This is a genomic window from Syntrophorhabdales bacterium, assembly GCA_035541455.1.
In the GTDB taxonomy this organism is placed as follows: Bacteria; Desulfobacterota; Syntrophorhabdia; order Syntrophorhabdales; family WCHB1-27; genus JADGQN01.
This window is the reverse complement of record DATKNH010000128.1, coordinates 1-18,956: the sequence shown is the minus strand read 5'-3', so window position 1 is coordinate 18,956 and position 18,956 is coordinate 1. Positions and strand designations below refer to the sequence as shown.

Annotated in this window: 16 protein-coding genes; 1 reads left to right on the top strand and 15 read right to left on the bottom strand. The window is 53.5% G+C overall.

Annotated features, from left to right (window positions below):
* Positions 1-200: 200 nt before the first annotated feature.
* The 13 genes from VMT71_13855 to VMT71_13795 all read right to left on the bottom strand — a co-directional run bounded on the left by VMT71_13855 (position 201) and on the right by VMT71_13795 (position 15,201).
* A complete protein-coding gene (locus tag VMT71_13855; GenBank protein ID HVN25052.1) occupies positions 201-941 on the bottom strand; it encodes a class II aldolase/adducin family protein in 741 nt (246 codons plus the stop codon).
* A 106-nt stretch (positions 942-1,047) separates the two neighbouring features.
* Complete coding sequence (locus VMT71_13850) at positions 1,048-2,025, bottom strand: tripartite tricarboxylate transporter substrate binding protein (GenBank protein ID HVN25051.1); 978 nt, start codon at positions 2,023-2,025, stop codon at positions 1,048-1,050.
* Positions 2,026-2,095: 70 nt separating this feature from the next.
* Positions 2,096-2,509, bottom strand: a complete 414-nt coding sequence (locus tag VMT71_13845; GenBank protein HVN25050.1) for a hypothetical protein — start codon at positions 2,507-2,509, stop codon at positions 2,096-2,098.
* A 188-nt stretch (positions 2,510-2,697) separates the two neighbouring features.
* Complete coding sequence (locus tag VMT71_13840; protein ID HVN25049.1) at positions 2,698-3,531, bottom strand: hypothetical protein; 834 nt, start codon at positions 3,529-3,531, stop codon at positions 2,698-2,700.
* Positions 3,532-3,716: 185 nt separating this feature from the next.
* A complete protein-coding gene (locus VMT71_13835) occupies positions 3,717-5,315 on the bottom strand; it encodes an adenylate/guanylate cyclase domain-containing protein (protein ID HVN25048.1) in 1,599 nt (532 codons plus the stop codon).
* Positions 5,316-5,735: 420 nt separating this feature from the next.
* Positions 5,736-6,767, bottom strand: a complete 1,032-nt coding sequence (locus tag VMT71_13830) for a TRAP transporter substrate-binding protein (GenBank protein ID HVN25047.1) — start codon at positions 6,765-6,767, stop codon at positions 5,736-5,738.
* A gap of 100 nt (positions 6,768-6,867) precedes the next feature.
* Positions 6,868-8,412 carry an AMP-binding protein gene (locus VMT71_13825; protein HVN25046.1) on the bottom strand — a complete coding sequence of 515 codons (1,545 nt, stop codon included), beginning with the start codon at positions 8,410-8,412 and terminating at the stop codon, positions 6,868-6,870.
* 27 nt (positions 8,413-8,439) lie between these two features.
* Complete coding sequence (locus tag VMT71_13820; protein ID HVN25045.1) at positions 8,440-9,801, bottom strand: MmgE/PrpD family protein; 1,362 nt, start codon at positions 9,799-9,801, stop codon at positions 8,440-8,442.
* A complete protein-coding gene (locus tag VMT71_13815; GenBank protein HVN25044.1) occupies positions 9,798-11,456 on the bottom strand; it encodes an FAD-binding protein in 1,659 nt (552 codons plus the stop codon). Before VMT71_13815 ends, VMT71_13820 begins: the two co-directional genes overlap by 4 nt.
* Positions 11,457-11,483: 27 nt before the next feature.
* On the bottom strand, positions 11,484-12,452 hold the full coding sequence (gene meaB, locus VMT71_13810; protein ID HVN25043.1) for a methylmalonyl Co-A mutase-associated GTPase MeaB: 969 nt from the start codon (positions 12,450-12,452) through the stop codon (positions 11,484-11,486).
* Positions 12,453-12,464: 12 nt separating this feature from the next.
* Positions 12,465-12,872, bottom strand: coding sequence for a cobalamin-dependent protein (locus VMT71_13805; GenBank protein ID HVN25042.1), 408 nt, complete (start codon positions 12,870-12,872; stop codon positions 12,465-12,467).
* 54 nt (positions 12,873-12,926) lie between these two features.
* Positions 12,927-14,543, bottom strand: coding sequence for a methylmalonyl-CoA mutase family protein (locus VMT71_13800; GenBank protein HVN25041.1), 1,617 nt, complete (start codon positions 14,541-14,543; stop codon positions 12,927-12,929).
* Positions 14,544-14,574: 31 nt separating this feature from the next.
* Positions 14,575-15,201: a TetR/AcrR family transcriptional regulator gene (locus VMT71_13795; GenBank protein HVN25040.1), complete on the bottom strand. Its 627-nt coding sequence runs from the start codon at positions 15,199-15,201 to the stop codon at positions 14,575-14,577.
* Between the two features lie 276 nt (positions 15,202-15,477).
* Here VMT71_13795 and VMT71_13790 point away from each other — a divergent pair, with 276 nt between their 5' ends.
* Positions 15,478-16,296, top strand: coding sequence for a cytidylate kinase family protein (locus tag VMT71_13790; GenBank protein ID HVN25039.1), 819 nt, complete (start codon positions 15,478-15,480; stop codon positions 16,294-16,296).
* 24 nt (positions 16,297-16,320) lie between these two features.
* Here VMT71_13790 and VMT71_13785 read toward each other — a convergent pair whose 3' ends face one another.
* Together VMT71_13785 and VMT71_13780 are read right to left on the bottom strand one after the other, a co-directional pair.
* Positions 16,321-17,664, bottom strand: a complete 1,344-nt coding sequence (locus tag VMT71_13785; GenBank protein HVN25038.1) for a 2-hydroxyacyl-CoA dehydratase family protein — start codon at positions 17,662-17,664, stop codon at positions 16,321-16,323.
* Between the two features lie 28 nt (positions 17,665-17,692).
* Positions 17,693-18,847 (bottom strand): 2-hydroxyacyl-CoA dehydratase family protein, encoded by a 1,155-nt coding sequence (locus VMT71_13780; protein HVN25037.1) that lies wholly within the window; start codon positions 18,845-18,847, stop codon positions 17,693-17,695.
* Positions 18,848-18,956: the final 109 nt, after the last annotated feature.

Below are 18,956 nucleotides of genomic sequence, written 5' to 3'. Positions count from 1 at the left end.
TGCGTCGGCACGACTCCCTGCCACCCGCGAATGAACGAATGAAAATCTGGCATGTCGCGGGTGCCCGGCTAAGACGGTTGGTACCGCGTCGCTATCCTCCTGGTCGCCCGGGGCACCCGGCCGAAGGCTGGGTCGTATTTTTGAATGCAACTTAGTATAACTTGTGCGGTCGGCCTTTAGTTGCTGCTGCCGTTACTGAGCTATTTTTGAGATAAGAGAAATTTGTAATATTCCCAGGCCCGGCCGTAAACTGACACTGTTCCGCCTCTTTCCTCGAGAGGCTTCAAGAAGCTGATCTGCTGTTCCCTCTCTCTCTCAGTAAAAGGCACAAGGGGTTTCAAAGAGGAGGCCATTACCTGCAGCTTGGCGGCTTCCTCCAGATTAATCGAAACAGCGGTTGTCTCTTCGACGCTTTTTGTGGCGATCATAGCGCCGTGGGCCTTGAGGATGACAACCCTGTTGTCACCTAACAGGTCTGCAACGTCAAAGCATGCTTGCGGATGAATACTTGAAAGGTGCCATATCTCCTTGTAGAACCCTATCTTCTCCGGTTCGAATGATACCTTCATGATCTCGAAGGAGACGGGCAGGAGAGGAGTCTCTGTCATGCTGAGAACTCTTACGTACAGGGAATGGGTATGCGCGACGCTCTGAATATCTTCGCGTTTCTGGTAGATCGCCGCATGTGCCAGGACCTCCCCATAGGTGGAAGTATATTTCCCGGAGATGACTTTCGCGTCAAGCGCGTTGACAACCACGATGTCATCGATGGTGGCCATACCGGGAGCAATAGCCCTTGTGATGAGAAACGTATCTGTTTTTGGAATACGGACACTGATATGGCCTTGTGGCCTGATAAGGCCTTCCATATCCAGAATCTTGTTTGCGATGATCAGTTTCTCTTTTAGCTCATCAATTGTTTGCTCACCAGCCCGTTCCATTAAAAAACTCCTTTCGGTAATCGGCAATCCCGGCCCCTGTTCCGGTCTCTCAATCAACGGTGTAGAGTTGCTTACAACCATGTCAACAGGAAAAACCGGCCTGTCCTTATTTATTCTTCAAACCGAGTTTTATGGCGATCTCATTGGCTGTCTCATAATCGTCCTTGATCTGCTTCCTCATTTCCGCGGGTGACTTGTATTCGACAACATAGTGCAGCTTTTCAATCTTGGCCTTTCCTTCAGGATTCTTTACCGCTTTCTCTACGGCGGGGATGAGAACTTTTTTCACCTCCTCAGGCATACCTGCCGGGCCTGACATTCCAAACCAGCCTGTCAACAACCCACGCTTATAGCCCAGTTCGGTGATGGTTGGGATTTTGGGAAGAGTCGGCACTTTCTGGCTGACCAGAAGGAGTCTGACCTTCCCGGCATCAACGTGAGGCATCCATTTGCCGACGATATCAAAACTCACCTCCACGTGGCCTCCGAGCAGGGCGGTCACCACAGCTTCGCCTCCTTTGAAGGGCACATGCGTGAACTCGGCGCCGGTGAGGGATTGGACTATCTGCACGTTGAAGTTGGACGCGCTCCCTACTCCTGCTGTACTGACGCGGAGTTTTGCTGGATTGTTCTTTGCATACTCGGCAAGTTCGCCAAAGGTCTTCCACGGGGAATCCGCCCTGACCGCTATAGCTATAGGGTAGAAAGCATGAAGACCCAGATGATCGAAATCTTTGTCGACGTCGTAGGGAAGGGGGCCCGGCAGAGAGATCCGGGAATAGACCAGAGCTGCCGAGTCGGTATACCCGAGCGTATAGCCGTCCTTCTTGCTCTTCGCCAGTGCATCGGTTCCCAGCGTGTCTGAAGCGCCCGGCTTATTCGACACGACGATCTGCTGTCCGAGGAGCTTTCCAAGTTCGTCCGCCAGGATCCTGCCATTCACATCTCCCCCGCCACCGGCGGGAATAGGGATAATCATCTGGATACCGCGATTGGGATAGTGCTGAGCATGAACCATAGTGACTGCCAGGCTCAGCGTAGCGCCTAATACCATGGCCGCGGTAATGAGAATACATTTTTTCATCCTTCCTCCTTGTACGATGTCTGCATCCCGGCTACTGCCCGGCTACGGTCAGCCTGCCGTAGCCTGTCCATCAGATATCAATGCTATCAAGGCCCTTGAGAATCTTCTCTGTCTCCAGTCCGAGCCACGTGCACGCAACATGCACGTCAGTGAAAGCGATGATTCTCACGCCGAGCTTTTCTGTCTCACTTTCAAGAACTTTGGCTGTTTCCCACACCTTGCCACTGACGAGCAAAGCGAAGCGTGAGAATTTTTCTCTATTGTCGGGTTGCGCGAGAAGAGACGCAAAATTACGCGAACTCTCGGGCGTGGCCTCGGGGAATATAGCCTGTCTGATATCTACGATCACCACTGCCCCTTGCGCGATGGACGGATCCATGCACTGCGCCTTCTCGTGCTCAACAATTTCAGAGCTAGAGACATTTCCCGCCCATTTCTCAATGACCATTCTCCCTCCGTCCGCCACAATGTACTTGGAAGCCATGTTCTCCCTCCAACGATAGGCTCATGGGCCGCATTATAGATGGTATGCTTACCGCCCCGGAGAAGCAACACAAATCCGCTATGCGGCTGGAAGGCCGCGCGGGATCCTGAAGACGTTAGACTGTAATGGGCGAAAACGAATTTTCCACGTCGGTGTTGCGCAACGGCTCTCAGCCACTTTTCCCTGAGCTATCGCTCTTCTTCCCGTTGAGCGCCGGTATCTCTCGCAAGCCACACAGCCTGTTGAAGCGCTCCGATGGTGGCAGTGAGCGCACCTTTTTGTTCCTGGGTGCCATACGCAAGGATTTCCACGATCGACTCCAGAACGGGCCGCATCTGCTCAGGGTATGATTGGCGAAGCTCGATTACCTTGCTAGCCTGGCCTTCGCCCTCTTCCTTGTCCTGCGGCTGAGGTGCAATTCCCTGTGCAGGACTGGCGCCGGACCATAGCGACTTGACATCTTTACTCGCGGAATTGTCCAGCATCGCGACCACGCTTCGTCGTAAATCAGCACGTTCCGACTTTCGCTTGATACGACGAATTACCCTCTTCACGTCTTCCGGTTTCCATTCCTGGAGCGTCTTGTTCAGAATCTTTCTTTCGTTGAGGAAGCTTGCCAGGAGGGTGTACGCGCCGGTTCTTTTGCGCGCTTTCAGGTTGACCCACATTTCCCAGATAAGATAGAAGAGGGCGTGAGGTTCGTTCTTGCCCCTCTGCTTTCTCAGGGCTTGGACTGCCCAGTGGATGCGGTTTTCTGAACATATGGATTTTTTTATTTCCGAGGTAAGACGAACCCGGGTGGCTTCGTCGATCCACAGACGGTTCTCCAGAAGCAGCAGGATATCTGCTATCTTCGAGGTGTAGCGAGTCGGGAGACTTCCGTGATGGCGTGTGCCCTGGTGGAGATCGGGCAGTGTCAAAAGCCGTCTATAACCATCAAGCAGTTCTTCGATTTCGTGGGGAGTTATCCGCTCCTCCAATGACTTCGGTACTTCCCGTTCCGTGCCGGTTGCTGTACTCATCCCGTTCTCCTCCGCCGTTATAGCCACGCCGCACAAAAGCGGGTGGAAATCCCCCCCGTTCCAGGCCAGTGAAAGTACTTGTCAAAGGTGATGAGATGATTTCCCTTATGATAGTGTTATTGGTGATCAGAGTCAAAGAAAAAAAGAGACTTTAATATCTGACACGGCAGTGCAGACCTCACCTTCTACCTGGTGTCACGAAGAGGCTTATAGGCGGGCGATGTCTTACTGCCCACCACCTCATACGCCTTGACCGGTTTCGTTTTACCCTTGACAGAGACAGGTCCCAGTTTGGTCACCTCGAAATAGTTCGAGACTTTCTCGTACGTATCGTGCGAGACGAGAACACAACCTGGACCTGCTTCGGAACAAAGCCTGGATGCGATATTTACCGTATCTCCGATTACTGAGTACGACATCGTGCGACTCGCTCCGATGTATCCGGCCACCAGGGGGCCTGTGTTGATGCCGACCCCAATCCTTATGTCGGGCTGGCCTGCGTTGAGGCGCGCGCTGTTGTATCCCGCTAAGGCTTCCTGCATCTCCAGGGCTGCCTGCACAGCCCGGACCGGGTCATCATCATGGGCTATCGGTGCACCCCACACCATCATGACCATATCGCCTACGAATTTGTCGACTGTTCCCTCGTGCCGGAAACCAACGTTGACCACCAACTCGAAGTACTGATTGAGCATCTGAAGCACTTCGTCCGCTTGCATATTCTCACATAATGCTGTGAATCCTCGTATATCGGCGAAGAGCACCGTAGCCGTGCGAGTCTGCCCGCCTTTTTCAACTTTGAGCTTGCCCGAGACCACCATTTCAGCCAGGTCGGGCGACATGAGGCGTCGAAACCGCTCCCTGGTTACCGCCTCCTCTTCGATTCTCTTTGCCATCCGGCCGATCATGATGAATTGAGCTGCCTGCCGAGCGATATTAGTGAGGAGCTGAAGATCTTTTTCGCTGTATGCTTTGATGATCGCCGAAGAATCAATAATTATAATGCCCAGGAGTTCTTGCTCGTACAAGATTGGGACAGCCATGGATGAGCGTATGTGCTGTATAAGGATTGATTCGGAGGTGTCAAATCTCTCGTCAGTCAGCGCATCCCCACTGACGATACCAACCTTTTCATGCTGAACGCATTTGACAATGGTCGAAGAGACGACCAGGCGGTCACATTCCTGCCGCATCCTGAAGGCCCGGAGCACCATATCACCCTCTTGGTCCGGCATCAAAATTACAGCACGATCACATTCCATGAGCTCAAACGTCCGGTCGAGTATACGCTCAAACATGCGACCGAGATCGAACTCATGTCCGATATCCTGCTGGAGCTCATGCGCGACACGGAGCTTTTCGTAATCTGCCCTTAAGGCGGCGTTATCCCGGATCTCGCTTTCCGGCAGGAATCGATGCTGTTCTGCTCCGAAGGCAGCGCGGAAAGAAGACATGGCTTCCTTCCTGTCCGCAGACTCGCGGGGCCTTTCGGTCGCTTCTGCGGAGGAGAAGACGCACGATGTCGCCCCAAGGGTGATGCTATCCCCGTTCTTGAGGATAGCATCACCCTTGATAAGCCTGCCGTTGACGAACGTACCGTTGCGGCTCCCCAGATCTCTGATAACGTACTTGCCTTTAGGGTCCACGACGATAATGCAGTGCTCTTTAGAAACGAGCGGGTCATTAATACGGATGCGGTTCCGCGAAAGGCGTCCCAGGGTACTGTGATCCCCTAGCTCGACGTCACGCCTGCCTTCCGGGCTATGGATGATCAGGCTGGCCATGTTCAGCCATATTCTATCTTGGTCTCTCCCGCCGGGAGAAAGCCAAAACCTTTTGACCTTAGGCGAAGGCCTATTCCATGGATGACCCAACTCTGACAATAACTGGAGCCAACCCGCATCGAGGCTGAAAGAATTTGCTCTATCCTCACCGAGTCGGGTCGGGGTGCTGCGCTATATTCACATGATGTCGATCACAGACCTTACGTTTCAATGATAGACCATCTTTGGCGATTTGCAAGGTAAAAAGATAGCACGCTGCCACGGTGAAAGCTAAATGGTGCGGCCTGATTGGGAAGGCACTTCACGACAGACAGGCGCAGACCGCGCAAAGTCCCGGTTGGAAGGGTAGTGCTGAGATGATGTAAACGAAATGGCAGTACAGGCGGACGCAGGGGTGCGTCCGCCTTGAGCTGATTCTACTTACTTTTGATTAGCCTTCAAGTAGTCGAGACAGAATTTGAGTGCTTCTTCGCCCGGCAGGTTTTTTGCCTTCATTGTCTGCACATACTCATCGAGTATCGGTCGCACGGCTTTCGACCAGCGTGCATCTTCTTCCGGAGCGAGCGAGATATATTTCATGCCCTGCTTGATCGCAAACTCTTTGCCTTTGATGTCGATATCATCCCAGACCTTGCCCTGCTTTTCTATCCATTCCACGTTAATCTTTTCAATGATCCCCTGGACATCTTTCGGCAGGCTGTTCCATTTGGCCTTGTTCATCACGACAAAAAATCCGGATGAATACGCGGAGCCGTAATTCTCGGTCGTAAAGGCCGTCACTTCTCCCAGCTTGAATCCTTCCAGGGCTTCATTGGGGCAGAGGATGCCGTCTGCCACGCCTTTGGAGAGCGCGTCATACGATTCAGTCATCGGCATGCCGACGGGCGCGCCGCCGAGGAATTGCACGATCTTGGCGCTCAGGCCTGTGGACCGTATCTTCAACCCTTTCACGTCCTCGAGCTTGTACACGGGTTTTTTCGTGTGCAGGATGCCCGGGCCGTGGGCATGCAAATACATGACCTGCGTCTCGTCGAATTCCTTCGGCTTGAATTTCTTATAGTATTCGTTGATCATTTTTGTCGCCACAAGGCCGCTCTTGTAAGTGAGTGGCAGGTCGATAACCTCGGTCAGCGGGAACTTGCCGCGGGTGTAGCCCATGACAGACGTACCCACATCAGCAATCCCTTTGACCACGCTGTCGTAAGTTTGGGCTGCAGGCGTGAGCGTGGCGCCCGGATAATAGTTGACTTTGATGCGCCCATTGGTCCTTTTCTCCACCTCTTTGCACCACTGGTCGGCGATCACGCTGTTAGCGTGCGGAGCGGGGAAAAAATTGGTGTACTTGAGCGTTATTACCTTTTCCTCTGCTGCAGAAGTGTTGGAGGCTGCCAGGCACACGGAAAAGAGGCATACAATCACAAGTATCAGTGATGCGTTACGAACCCTTTTCATGCGAACCCTCCCGTTACATGGATTATTTCCCTTTTGCAACTCTTGCACGTTCGCAGGGCGTTGTCAACAGAATAAGAGTTCCTCAAAGTGGCGCAGTCATTTACTTGCCGTAACGTTCTCTCAGTTTTGGTTTTTCTATTTTGCCGGCTGGATTCCTGGGCACGTCGGCGAAGATGAACCTCCGTGGGCGCTTGTAGCGCGGCAAGTTCGCCTCACAGAAATGTTTCATTTCCTCCTCCTGCAGCGCTTCTCCGCTTTTCGCCTGTATCACTGCAGTCACTATTTCTCCCAGGCGTTCGTCAGGCGTGCCGATCACAGCCACGTCGTGCACTTTCTGGTGTCTGCGGATGACCTCCTCGACTTCTACCGGGTAGACGTTCTCGCCCCCGCTAATCACAAGATCTTTCTTCCTGTCCGCGAGATAGATGAAGCCCTCTTCATCGAAACGCCCCAAATCGCCCGTGTAGAGCCAGCCATCTCGTATCACCTGGGCTGTGAGCCCCGGGTTTCTATAATACTCCTTCATAACTCCCGCCCCTCTCAGGATGACCTCGCCCACGCCACCACGTGGCACATCTTTTCCCTCTGTGTCAACTATCCTCGCGTCCCAGAGCAGGCCCGGCTTGCCTATGGCGCCGACTTTTCTCTCGTTATGGACTCCGAGGTGGATCACCCCCGGACCGGAACTCTCGCTCAATCCATAGGTGGTCTCGTATTTCATGTCGGGGAAGTATCCCTTCAACCGGTGAACCAGGCTGGGTGGTATCGGCTGTGCCCCCATGAAAACCTCCTGCCAGCAGCTGAGATCGTACTCTTCCTTCTTTATGAGCTTTCTGTCGAGGGCATCCAGAAGGTCGGCTGTCCAGGGCACGAGCAGGAACACGCTCGACACGCGTTCCCGCGCTATCGTTTCAACTATGTACTGAGGATTGATCTGCTCGGTGAGAAGCACGCTGCACGCGCCGGCGAGCATGCCCCCGAGCAGATGGCCGATCGCCAGGTGATAGAGGGGTGGCATCATGAGGAAACGATCGGTGTCAACGAAATTGTGGTTACTGGCTTCGGTAAGAGCTACGCCCATGAGGTTCTTGTGACAGAGGAGCACCGGTTTTGGGGCCCCTGTGGTACCGGAGGTGAAGTAGAGAGCGCATTCGTCGTCATCAGAGAACGGGACGTGCACCGTGGACGGCGCCGTCTCCTTGATAAGCTGTTCCAGCGATTGAACCCCTGATGTGTCGGTGCCGATGGCGACATAGTCCTTCACTGTTGTAAGCTCCGCGTGTAGGCCCTCGATCCTCCCTTCATACTCCCGGTCGTAAATAAAGGTGAAGGGTTCGGCGACCTGTGCGCAGTGTCTGATGTCCTGATCGGTGAATCGGAAATTGAGCGGCACAGCCCATGCACCTGTCTTCAGGATTGCGAAATAGGCTTCAAGCCAACGCAGTGAATTCCTGCCCAGCAGAAAGATCTTGCTGCCAATCTGAGCGCCCCGGTCGATGAGGGCGCGAGCCAGCCGGTCTGTGCTCTCGTCAAATTGAGCCCAGGTGGTCTCTTCCCTTGTGCCCGTTACAGGCCTCACCTCAATGAAAGCGAGAGCAGAAGGAGAAATGCGACTATATTTTCTGACAACATCGACAAGGTTCATTACCATACCTCCGATACAGAAATTGAACTACAGTAGCATCAGCGGGATCAGGGTTCTCGCGTCCTTTATTTTCTCCAGCGAGCCGACCGTACCTACGATCTCGTCAATCTTATTCTTCTGCAGAGGCTTCTTTGCAAAAGTAACGCAATCTCTGAGGCGCTGCTCGTGATCCTCCTTACTCAGGGGATTGCCGGGAAAGCCGGGAGCGATATCGATTCCCCTTTCATAGATTCTGCCGTCGAGCATCACAACGCGCATGTCCAGGGGCGTGTGTCCGCGCGCCTCCAGGGTCGGATCCGCAATGACCCGGACCTTATTCGCAAGTTCCAGCACGGAAGGGTCTCTTATCGCAGACTCCTCGAAATGAGGCAGCTTTGAACACTTCCGGAGCAGGGCGTTGGCCACACAATAGGCGATGCTGAACTGTGCGTTTACCTTCGGGTTGTTTCCAATCTGGAAAGGATGCCCCACCAGTTTATATGCGTAAGGCGGCACCGTGACCTCGATGTGATCGATGCCGGCAGGGTCGATATCGTGTTCTTGCACAAGGCCGAGTATGACATCGGTGCTTCCGAGGGTGAGACCGCAGCTGGGATATTTTTTGAAGAGCACCTTGTGAAGCTCGAACCTGCTGCCCAGATCTGTGATGACGGCTGCAGGATCGATTCTGTCCCTGCCGAAAAGATGGAAATAGCCGTACACGCCTTCAAGGAAGTTGCTCGGACCCGTGATCCCTCTGCTTGCAAAGCGCGCGCACATCACTCCGGTCTCAGCGACCCAGCCTTGAATAACCCTCACTGCCAGTGATCCGTCCACGTTGCTCTGGAAGCTGGCTCCGGACCTGTTGAATGCTAGCGCAAGGGCATTAAGCGTCTCGTCTTGAGAGAGACCTAATATGCGCGCTGCCGCTGCTGTTGAGGAAAATACGACGCACACGCCGGTTGGATCGAACCCGTCGTAGGTGGACTCCGTGAGATTCAGCCGGACGCCCAGCTCAGTTCCTACAGCAAGGGACGTGAGGAATTCTTCACCGCTGCAACCGTCTGCCAGTTCCGCGGCAGCCAGTGCAGCAGGTACGACCGAGGAGCCGATATGAGCTCCGGGGGTGAGTGCATCGCAAAAATCGAGAGCCCTCGCCATGACGCCATTCACAAGAGCTGCGCTCTGCGCGGGTACCTTGCCGCCATGGATCAATATTGTAGCCTCCTCTTTGCCGCCCAATTCGCGGTAAAGATTGACAAGCGGTTCGCAGCCTTCGGCTGAAGCGCCGGCAATGGTCGTGCCGAGAACCGTCAGCAGCTGATTCTTGACGAGGTCCAAGGCGTCTGTCGGCAGATCGGCAAATGTCGCGCTGCACACAAATTCGGCCAGCCTCTCTTCTGTCTTCATGATCCCCTCCGGGTGCCTTCGGCGCCGATAGTGCCCCCGAGCTCTCCGGGCAACGGCTCGTCCGACGCGCTGATTTTCAGTGACTTCTCTTTCTCATCCAAGCTGATAGAAACTCTCCTGAAAGAAGCGGATGTGCTGCGATGCGGGTAGTCGTCACGTTGAAACGCGCCTATACTCTCCTGTCTGGCAAGCGATGAGAGAAGTATGGCTTTGATGACAAGGATGCTGTTTGCCGCCTCTTTTTTTAAGATAAGATCGATCGTGGTGTCTATGGCCACGCATTCGAGTGCCGTCGTCAACTCTTCCAGAAGGGATAGACCCTTTCTCATGCCGGTTTCATTGCGAACAGGGCCGCCATGGTTCCACGCAATATCCCGCACTCTGCGCGTTATGCCCGAAAGTGCTGCCCTCGCTTCTGCATCGCCTTTCTTCTGCAGTAGCGAGCCTAGCCAGTCATCCGCCTTGAACGCAGCATGGCTTGACCGCGCGCCTCTCGCGAAGTCGGCCGCGCGCACCCCGCTCTCAGCGCCAAAGACCAGACATTCAGTGAGTGCGTTTCCGCCCAGGCGATTTGCGCCGTGAACACCCGCTGTTACCTCGCCCGCTGCAAACAGGCCTCGCACGTCCGTCTCAGCCGGGACGCGTGTTGTGACGCCTCCCATAAAAAAATGGGCCACTGTGGTTATCTGAAAAGGCCTCTCTTCAAACCTGAAGCGCTCTCTCGGAAAGAGCGTCAAGGGATATTCCCCCCACTTGTCTCCAGGGACCCGCGTATAGTTCAGAAAGACTTGACCTTGTTGCGACTCTTTATAGATCAGGTATGACGCCCGGTCCCGCGCAGTAACCACGAAGTTGTGCAAGGTCATTTCAATCCGATGTTTTTCCAAGAGATCATTCCCCCCAGCGTCGTGCATCCACGCCTCAGCAGGAATGGGTGGAAAGATAATGGTCCTCGGAAGCCCGCGCTCGTTAAATCCCAGAGGATAGAATTGCACGAACTCCATGTCCGCGAGGGAAAGCCCGGCCTCAAGCGCCAGGGCATAACCATCTCCTGCAATGCTTTTGCAATTATCATTGTTGGCGTAGACCCCTGCGCCACCGCCGGCGGCGAGAACAAGTGCTTTGCACGAGATCATGCAGGGGGCGCCATCTCTCTCGAACCCTATCGCCCCGCACACGGCATCGCCCGACACGAGAATGTTGTAGACAAAGAAATAAGGAATAAGGCGGAGATGCTCGTACGTACGGGCCTTCCGGGTGACCTTCTTCATCAAAAGAACGCCACCATTCATCCTGCCGCCGCCTGTGCTTGTTCCTGTGTCCACCCTGCCTCCGAAACTCTGAGGCACGAGATCGATACCTATCTCTTTCAGAAAATCAGCTTCCTTTGCGCCGTCCCGGACCAGCTTCTCGACGAGCTTTCGCTCGTTTATCTGTTGCCCCGCGCCGATGGTTGCCGTGGCGTGTTCTTCCTCAGTGACCCCTAACACTGCCATGGCAAAACCTCCGCCCGCCAGGATGCTGTTGCATCCGGCACCTATCGACGATTTGCTGACAAGGATTGTGGAGGCGCCGTTCTGTGCTGCTGCGATCGCTGCCCTGAGGCCTGCCAGGCCCGCTCCTATAATCAGGACGTCTGCTTCGAGGGTGCGCATAGGTATCTTCTCATCCCAACCGCTCGATCACTCGAGCAAGTGCAGTTTTGTTGATAACAACTCATCACATGCGGAATACGGGTCTTTGGTGCCCTCGATGATGCTATCCAGGCACTTCTTGAATTCAGGGCTGTCGGTTATGTGGTTCAACGCCTCTTCAACGAGCCTGCTTTTTATCATGTCCACCAGTTCGACACGCGCCCTGGCTGTTTCATGGCGAAGTGCCGACTCGCGCGACAAGGCTTTCCGGTTTTCCCGGTGCTTTTCGATTTCGTGCAGCAGTTCGAGGATACCCTTGTTGTTGATGGCTTCAGCCATAAGAATGGGGGGCTGCCAACCTTCTTTCTTGAACTTCTTCTTTGTGATATCAATCATTGCACTGAGGTCATTCATCGTCTTTTCAGCATCCGGCCGATCAGCTTTGTTGACCAGAAAGATATCCCCCACCTCAAAGATCCCGGCCTTGATGGCCTGAACATGATCCCCCATGCCCGGCACCACGACGATCACCGTTGTATGAGCGCTTTTCGCAATATCGATTTCGTCCTGGCCGACTCCTACCGTCTCGACAACGATGTAATCTTTGCCCATGGCATCCAACACATCGATCGCCGAACGCGTGGATTGGGTCAGCCCGCCAAACTGACCTCGGGTCGCCAGCGAGCGAATAAACACGCCCTCATCCAGACTGTGCCGCTGCATACGGACACGGTCCCCAAGTATAGCTCCACCAGTCAAGGGGCTGGTCGGATCTATGGCGAGCACCCCCACTGTTTTCCTGTTTTTTCTCAATGCTCGGATCATTTGATCCACCACGGTGCTCTTGCCGACCCCGGGAGCGCCGGTGATCCCGATTATATAGGCTTTTCCGGTATGACTGTGAAGGCGTTTCAGGATTTCTCGGGTGCCCCCGGCTCCGTCATCTATATCACGGAGTAACTTTGCGCCGGCTCTGACATCGCCGCTGACAATCTTTTCGACAATATGATCAACCATTCTACGTGCTGTCTATGTTCTCTCTTTTGTTACCGTGGAAACAATGTACTCCACAATTGAATCGGAGGTGCTCTGAGGCGGAAATACCTTGGACACGCCTTTTTTTATCAGTGCCTCAGCGTGTTGTTTCGGTATGGCGCCTCCGCAAATTACCGGAATGTGACTCATGTTGTTCTTTTTCAGTAAATCTATCAGAAGGTGTATTTGATCGTAGTTCGAAGCATGGCTGCTTATACCGATTACGTCCACGCTCTCCTGGATAGCTGCATTGACTATCATCTCCGGGGTTTGATAAATGCCGAGATATACCACTTCCATTCCGGCATCCATCAGAGAGCGGGATACGATTTCCGCACCCGTGAAATGCCCGTCAAGCCCGATAACTGATACGAGGACTTTGATTCGCTGTTTGATGCTCATATAAAGCACACCTCCGGTTTCAGCAACGAGGCTCTATCCCCCCCTTAATGCCGTTTACATATCAAACGGACAATCGATCATTTCCAACGGGTCATAATGAAATCCGTGGGCCATCCGGATGACACCCATTATCTCTGCAGCAGTGGCGTACGCTTTGACAGCCTCTATAATGGACGGCATCAGATTATAATTCTCACCCTTTTTTGCGTCGTTATGAAGTTGTGCAATTTTTTCCTGCAATAGAGGTATGTCTCTTGTTTTCTTCCAATCCTCCATGCGCCTGGCTATTGCTTCGGAGTCGGATGCCTCCACCGATTGGATCGGGATAGCATCGTCTTCTTCCTGAGGAATGACCAGTTCATTCACCCCTACGATCAGGCGCTCATTTGATTCTATTTCCTTCTGCCGTTTCCGGGCCGATTCTTCCATCATGGCATGGATGTAACCTTTCTTCACGGCTGCGATCATGCCACCCTGGTCTTCTATCTGTTGCAGGATCTTGTACGCTTCGTCTTCCGCCTTGCTGGTGAGGTACTCCACAAAATAGGAACCGGCGAGAGGGTCTGTAACATCGGTTACCCCGGTTTCGTCAGACACGATGTGCTGCGTGTTCAAGGACATCCTCGCTGCGAAAGCCGAGGGCTCTGCGTGCGCGTTGTCCAGGCAGGCATTGTCGATTGCGGTGCAGCCCGCAATGGCTCCGGCGAGAGTCTGGATCGCGCATCGCGCGATATTGTTGAGAGGCTGCTGATACGTCATGGTGCGTCCGGACGTATGGACGGATATCAACAATTGGCAAGCCTTCTCGCTTTTTGCCTTAAAGGTTTCTTTGGCCATTTTCGCGTACATCCTTCGCAGGGCCCGGACTTTGGCTATTTCCTCAAAAAAGCGCGACCCGATGCTCACGAGTTCATACGGGAGGAACGAAACATCTTCGAAGTCGAGGCCCCGATCGTTGACCAGTAGCCCGAGCAACTCTTTGAGCTGCGCGATCTCCACGGCGAGCGCCTGCGCGTTGTTGCCGCCGGACTCCTGAAAATGCTGACTGAGAATACCGGAGCGCATGCGTATTTTGTTTCTCACAATGTATTCTGAGGAATCGAGCCAGAGCTTGATATTGAGATCGAGAGGCAGATGATCGGTCTGGCCGAAGGTGTGACAGAAGGGATATTCCGTCACGCTGCCATGCACCTCCTTCAAATCCACCCCGCGCTTTTCCGCAAGAACCACGATGTAGGCCAGCCGCATCGCGGACATGGCAGAGGAGCCCAGCAACGTGATAGATTGCCCGGTCAAGGGGATCCCGTCCATCAATTCCTCGAATTCGAGCAAAGAGGCTCCATGCCATCCCAGAACACCAGCCTCTCTTCTGCCCATGGGATGATCGGCATCTATAGGCATGGCATTGGGCCTGTCACAGATCACCAGCATCCCTTGTGTTTGACCCATTTCCCTGTACTGCTTGAGCACCTCATTGGTTTTTTTGGAAGACCCGAGCCCCGCGGTCATCCGCCTTGTCCATACACGGCTGCGATACCCGTTCGGATGATACCCTCGAACGAAAGGATATGAGCCGGGGTCTCCTATGTCTCTCGCGTAATCAAGGCTCTCGATGTCCTCGGGCGTATATACAGGCTTGATTTCATACCCGTAATCGGTCTCTCTCTTCATGTGCTGCCTCCGTTATCTGATACTCCCCGAATCAGTCAGCATGCTCATGGTGACGCCTGAAAGCCGACAAACCCTTGGTAAAGTTCTCGAAAATGATCTCCGATAGCTGATCGGGACGTATCGAACCTTCCGGATTATACCAGGAATAAATCCAGTTACACATTCCGAGCAGATTGAACGTAACAACCGTCAGCTTCTCTTTGGGTAACGTATGCCCGCAATATAAGGAAAGGACTCCTGCTATAATTGAAAAGTACCTCTTTTCTTTGGACTTGATCTTCGATAGCTTCGATGTCGAAAGGTTATAGGCCTCATTGAGGAGAGCTTTTGCTGAATACATGTGAGCAGCGTAGGCCTCCACGTGGCGCGAGATAACATGTCCGACCTTATCTGCCGGGTTCTGCAAGTCCCGGAGCTCCTGCTCAAAACCTTCCAGCATCAAATCCATGAAATTGGACAAGATGAAATAGAGTATGTCCTCCTTGCAGCTGAAGTAGTGATACATCCCGCCTTTGCTTAATTTCGCGGTTGCTGCAATGTCTTCCATGCTCGTCTCTACGTAGCCCTTTGTGCTGAAAAGCTTCCCGGCAGCAGTAGCGATGGCGTTGATTTTTTTGTCCGATTTTGGTGACGGTTTAGCTGAATTTTTCCGCTTCATGATGATCTTATTGTAAGCCCGCGCAATGTAAGTAATCCGACCGGTCGGTTTAATTTACCGCTGAGTTTGAGTTCATGTCAAGGGGATACTTGCCATGCTACGCAATGGCGCATTGTGCTCGGAGATTCAATGTATCCGCGATTTCCTCTCGCACCACGTTGGCAGACCAAAAAGAAGTAGAGAGAGTTATCCGGGTCCTAAAACCACTTGACAGGGAAAACCAGCTCTACCAGAATGGTACATAGGAAGACGAAACATCCGCCTCTGAGGTGCCCAATGTATTTCATTACGCTTTCCAGGAAGATGGGCGCGAACGGATCGGAAATAGCCCGCCGGGTCGCACAAGAGCTGCACTGCAATCTCTACGATACAGAGGCCATCGAGCATAGAGCGCGGGAAATGGGCTTCCTCAAGGATGTGCAGGACATAGACGAGAAGGTGCCCTCTCTTTTTCAGAGAATATTTTCGTCACGCCCCCAGGCACATCTGAATCGCCTGATGGCAGTCATTTATGAGCTCGCGAGCCAGGGGAATGCCCTGTTCCTGGGCAGAGGAAGTCACCTCCTCTTGAGAGAGTTTCCGTGCGCCATGCATGTCAGGGTCACTGCCTCACTGGGAAAACGCATCGGAAACATGGAGGAACGGGGCTTACGGAGGGAGGAGGCTATCAGGGTACTCCAGAGAATCGACCACGAGCGAGCCGCTTTCATCAAGTTCGCCTTCGGTGCGGATTGGGATAACCCCGAGCTCTATGATGTCGTGCTCAACATGGATCACCTGTCGATTCCTTTGGCAGCAGACATCGTGATCAATATGGCCACCAGCGACGCAATGAAATCCCGTTCCATGGACGCGATGCAATCGCTTGGTATGATGAGCCTTGCGAGGAGAGCCGAGGCTGCGCTCGTGGAGGCAGGATTCGCACCACCTTATGTCTCCGTTTTTGTTGTTGAACCATCTAAGATCAGGTTAACGGGAACTGTGGGTGTACCCCATGAGAAAACGGATGCCGGGCGGGCTGTGGCCGGCGTGCAAGGCATCACATTCGTCGATAATCAGATTCAGATAGCGACTGCATTTACCAAGGAAGACTAGAGGCGGCGGCTGGGCGTGATAGGTCTATGGCCTCTTCTGAATCCTGCGTGCCTCGAGTGTTTCAATGAAGGCGTCGATCCTGTTGTGGGTGTCGACTTCGTTGTACGCACTGATATCGACAATATCGCCCTCCATAATAAGCACAGGGATATCCCCGTACATCTTCCTCAAGACCTGGGCCTGCTGGACGATGCCTGCGTGCCAGCTCCGACAGGAAAAGGCAGAATGGAAGACCACCCCCACGCAGCCGTAACCTTCCAGATACTCGATGATGCGTTCAACCTTGGGAAGAGAACCTGGCCGTTTGCGCGCCTTCTCATACCAATGGGTCCAGAACTTAACCCGCCTCCATGCGCAGTGCTCGATCGGGTCGCTTGTCTTCGGCAGTTCGAGCCGTTCGATCTTCTCCGCGTTGCGGTAGGTGATCTCCACAGGGAATACAGCTCCCTTGTCATTGAAATACTGAAAATCAGACAAGGCGAACCAGGAAGGAAGACCTGCCCCCCAGACAAGTCTGTATGTTTCATGCTCCGCTACGCCCTTTCCCTCTGCAATTTTCTGTTTCAATTCTGCATTGAGCGCCAGGTAGAAATCATACGCCTCCTGGGTGGCGAGATTGAAGGCGAAGGGCACCATCGTGTTCATGGCGTCTCCGGTATCCATCGGCGTGGGCACCGCCTTGCGGAGTTCATACGTGTCTACAAACAAGTCCCAGGTGCGATCGGTCAGATCGACGATTTGCTCGAAGCGATCCCAGTCCATCTTTTTGCCCGTATATTTTTCGCAAAACCTGACCTGCTCCCTGTATTCGGCCGCAGTGTAGTTGACGTAGATCTTCTCCTGTTCCTTGAATTCCTTTTCGTCAAGAGTCGGGTCCCAGGGTGGGTAATAGAGACCAGCGAGGAACATCGGTACATCCCGGAGATAGAACTGAGTCGCTTGAGGCCACTTGAACCGGGGATCGCATAACTGCTGTCCACTACCGATAATCATGTCCGGTTTTCCAAGCCCACCCCAGGGAGCCCCCGGAGGCATTTCGCCTTCCAGTTCCTGCCGCCACATGTCGAAGCCCAGGTTGCACGTTGCATACGTGCACAGCGACCGGGATAAATTGTCTGCCTCCGCCTTTTGAAGGTACTTCTCAGCGTCACGCTTTGCCGAGCAGATACCCGAGAAACTTTCAACCCAGGCGGGGACAATGTCCATCGCTCTCATAATCTCTTCCTGTCCCGAATCAATAAAGGCATAGGCGACCTTCTTTCCTTCTTCTTTCGCCTTTACCGTAGCGACCAGATTGGCCCGCGCAATTTTCGGCACTTTCACTGCGGCTTCTGTTGCCAGTTGTCTCGCTTTCCGTTGTTCTGCCATGGATTCCCCTTCCGTTCTCAGTAACCTGTCAGGCAATCATTTCGAGAAATGCCTCTATCCTGGTCTTTACCCTTCCGAGCGCAGAGGTGGAGTACTCATCCTCGAGGTACAGGACCGGAGTCCCGTTCGATTCAATAAAGTTCTTTAGTGCTGGAACTTCGAAGCCATAAGGATCGCAGTACTTGTAGACTATGTGAATGACCCCGTCTACGTTGAATTCATCGATGTGGCGTCGCAGGTGACCGAACCGCGAATCTACGCTTTCGTTGTACGTTGTTCCCGATTCTGCGAGCGTCGGCAATTTCAGCTTTCTGAGTATGCGCTCGGCAATCGCGTGTACCGGTTCCGCGCTGGCGTCGGCATCCGCCCAGTGCATCTTTGCGCCTATTGATATATCGTCCATGACGAGCCAGGCCCCTGCGGCCTCGATTATCTCTGTCACTGCCACATCATCTATCTGATCGCCGATCAACATAATCCTCTGTCTCCTCCCGTTACCGGCCACTTCTCTCTGCTTGACGTCACGAATGACGCTTTCCACCAAGGCGCTTGATTCGTCGACGGGAAGGCTCATTATGGCAACAAGGACCTTCATCATTTCCGTGCCGGAGATGAGGGGAGGATTCGATTTCCTGAGTGCATAGAGTTCTCGTATCAGACGCCTGTTGTCATTGTGTGCCTGTATTGCCCCGGCCAGCGCCTCGCTGGTGATGTTCGCACCCGTTACTTTCTCGAGACTGGAAATGAAGATCCGAAGTATTTCCTTCATGAATTCGAATGAAGGGTCATCCGTCATGTGGGGGACGTTCAAGAAATGAAAATAAGGCAACGTGAGGTCGTAGTTCCAGATGTCGCTCGTCCTGTCGATAGAGTCGCACTGATGCGGCAGTATGAGCCCGTCAAGGAAATCGAATTTTCCTTTGACCGCTGCATCGAAGACACTTCTCACGAAGGGGCAGACAATCGTTTCCATGTAGGCGTCGCCCCTGGTTATTGCCTCTGCTACATTCCCTTTGAGGCGAAAGGGCACCACGCCTGCTGCCGTCAGGATTTCCACAGGACCCATGGCTGTCAGGTAGCCTATGATCTTCCTGCCTGCGGCTTTCAACTCTCTTGCCCTCAATCCGTATTGAGTGTAATATTTCTCAGCCAGGGCCAAGGCGCTTCCGTTCTGTTCGGTCATAGTGTTCCTCGCACACGTATCTTTTGTTGAGGGTTAGTTGCCCCCTCGCCTCTGAGCTTTGCACCGTTCCGGGTGGGTGAGTTCTCGAATGATGGTAGGGCCCAGTAAA

What these genes read in the sequence shown, in the direction of transcription:
- VMT71_13790 (HVN25039.1), top strand. Translation starts at nt 15,478, where the DNA reads ATGTATTTCATTACGCTTTCCAGGAAGATGGGCGCGAACGGATCGGAA.
- VMT71_13785 (HVN25038.1), bottom strand. Translation starts at nt 17,664, where the DNA reads ATGGCAGAACAACGGAAAGCGAGACAACTGGCAACAGAAGCCGCAGTG.
- VMT71_13855 (HVN25052.1), bottom strand. Translation starts at nt 941, where the DNA reads ATGGAACGGGCTGGTGAGCAAACAATTGATGAGCTAAAAGAGAAACTG.
- VMT71_13830 (HVN25047.1), bottom strand. Translation starts at nt 6,767, where the DNA reads ATGAAAAGGGTTCGTAACGCATCACTGATACTTGTGATTGTATGCCTC.
- VMT71_13805 (HVN25042.1), bottom strand. Translation starts at nt 12,872, where the DNA reads ATGAGCATCAAACAGCGAATCAAAGTCCTCGTATCAGTTATCGGGCTT.
- VMT71_13800 (HVN25041.1), bottom strand. Translation starts at nt 14,543, where the DNA reads ATGAAGAGAGAGACCGATTACGGGTATGAAATCAAGCCTGTATATACG.
- VMT71_13840 (HVN25049.1), bottom strand. Translation starts at nt 3,531, where the DNA reads ATGAGTACAGCAACCGGCACGGAACGGGAAGTACCGAAGTCATTGGAG.
- VMT71_13780 (HVN25037.1), bottom strand. Translation starts at nt 18,847, where the DNA reads ATGACCGAACAGAACGGAAGCGCCTTGGCCCTGGCTGAGAAATATTAC.
- VMT71_13845 (HVN25050.1), bottom strand. Translation starts at nt 2,509, where the DNA reads ATGGCTTCCAAGTACATTGTGGCGGACGGAGGGAGAATGGTCATTGAG.
- VMT71_13850 (HVN25051.1), bottom strand. Translation starts at nt 2,025, where the DNA reads ATGAAAAAATGTATTCTCATTACCGCGGCCATGGTATTAGGCGCTACG.
- VMT71_13825 (HVN25046.1), bottom strand. Translation starts at nt 8,412, where the DNA reads ATGAACCTTGTCGATGTTGTCAGAAAATATAGTCGCATTTCTCCTTCT.
- VMT71_13815 (HVN25044.1), bottom strand. Translation starts at nt 11,456, where the DNA reads ATGCGCACCCTCGAAGCAGACGTCCTGATTATAGGAGCGGGCCTGGCA.
- meaB (HVN25043.1), bottom strand. Translation starts at nt 12,452, where the DNA reads ATGGTTGATCATATTGTCGAAAAGATTGTCAGCGGCGATGTCAGAGCC.
- VMT71_13795 (HVN25040.1), bottom strand. Translation starts at nt 15,201, where the DNA reads ATGAAGCGGAAAAATTCAGCTAAACCGTCACCAAAATCGGACAAAAAA.
- VMT71_13835 (HVN25048.1), bottom strand. Translation starts at nt 5,315, where the DNA reads ATGGCCAGCCTGATCATCCATAGCCCGGAAGGCAGGCGTGACGTCGAG.
- VMT71_13820 (HVN25045.1), bottom strand. Translation starts at nt 9,801, where the DNA reads ATGAAGACAGAAGAGAGGCTGGCCGAATTTGTGTGCAGCGCGACATTT.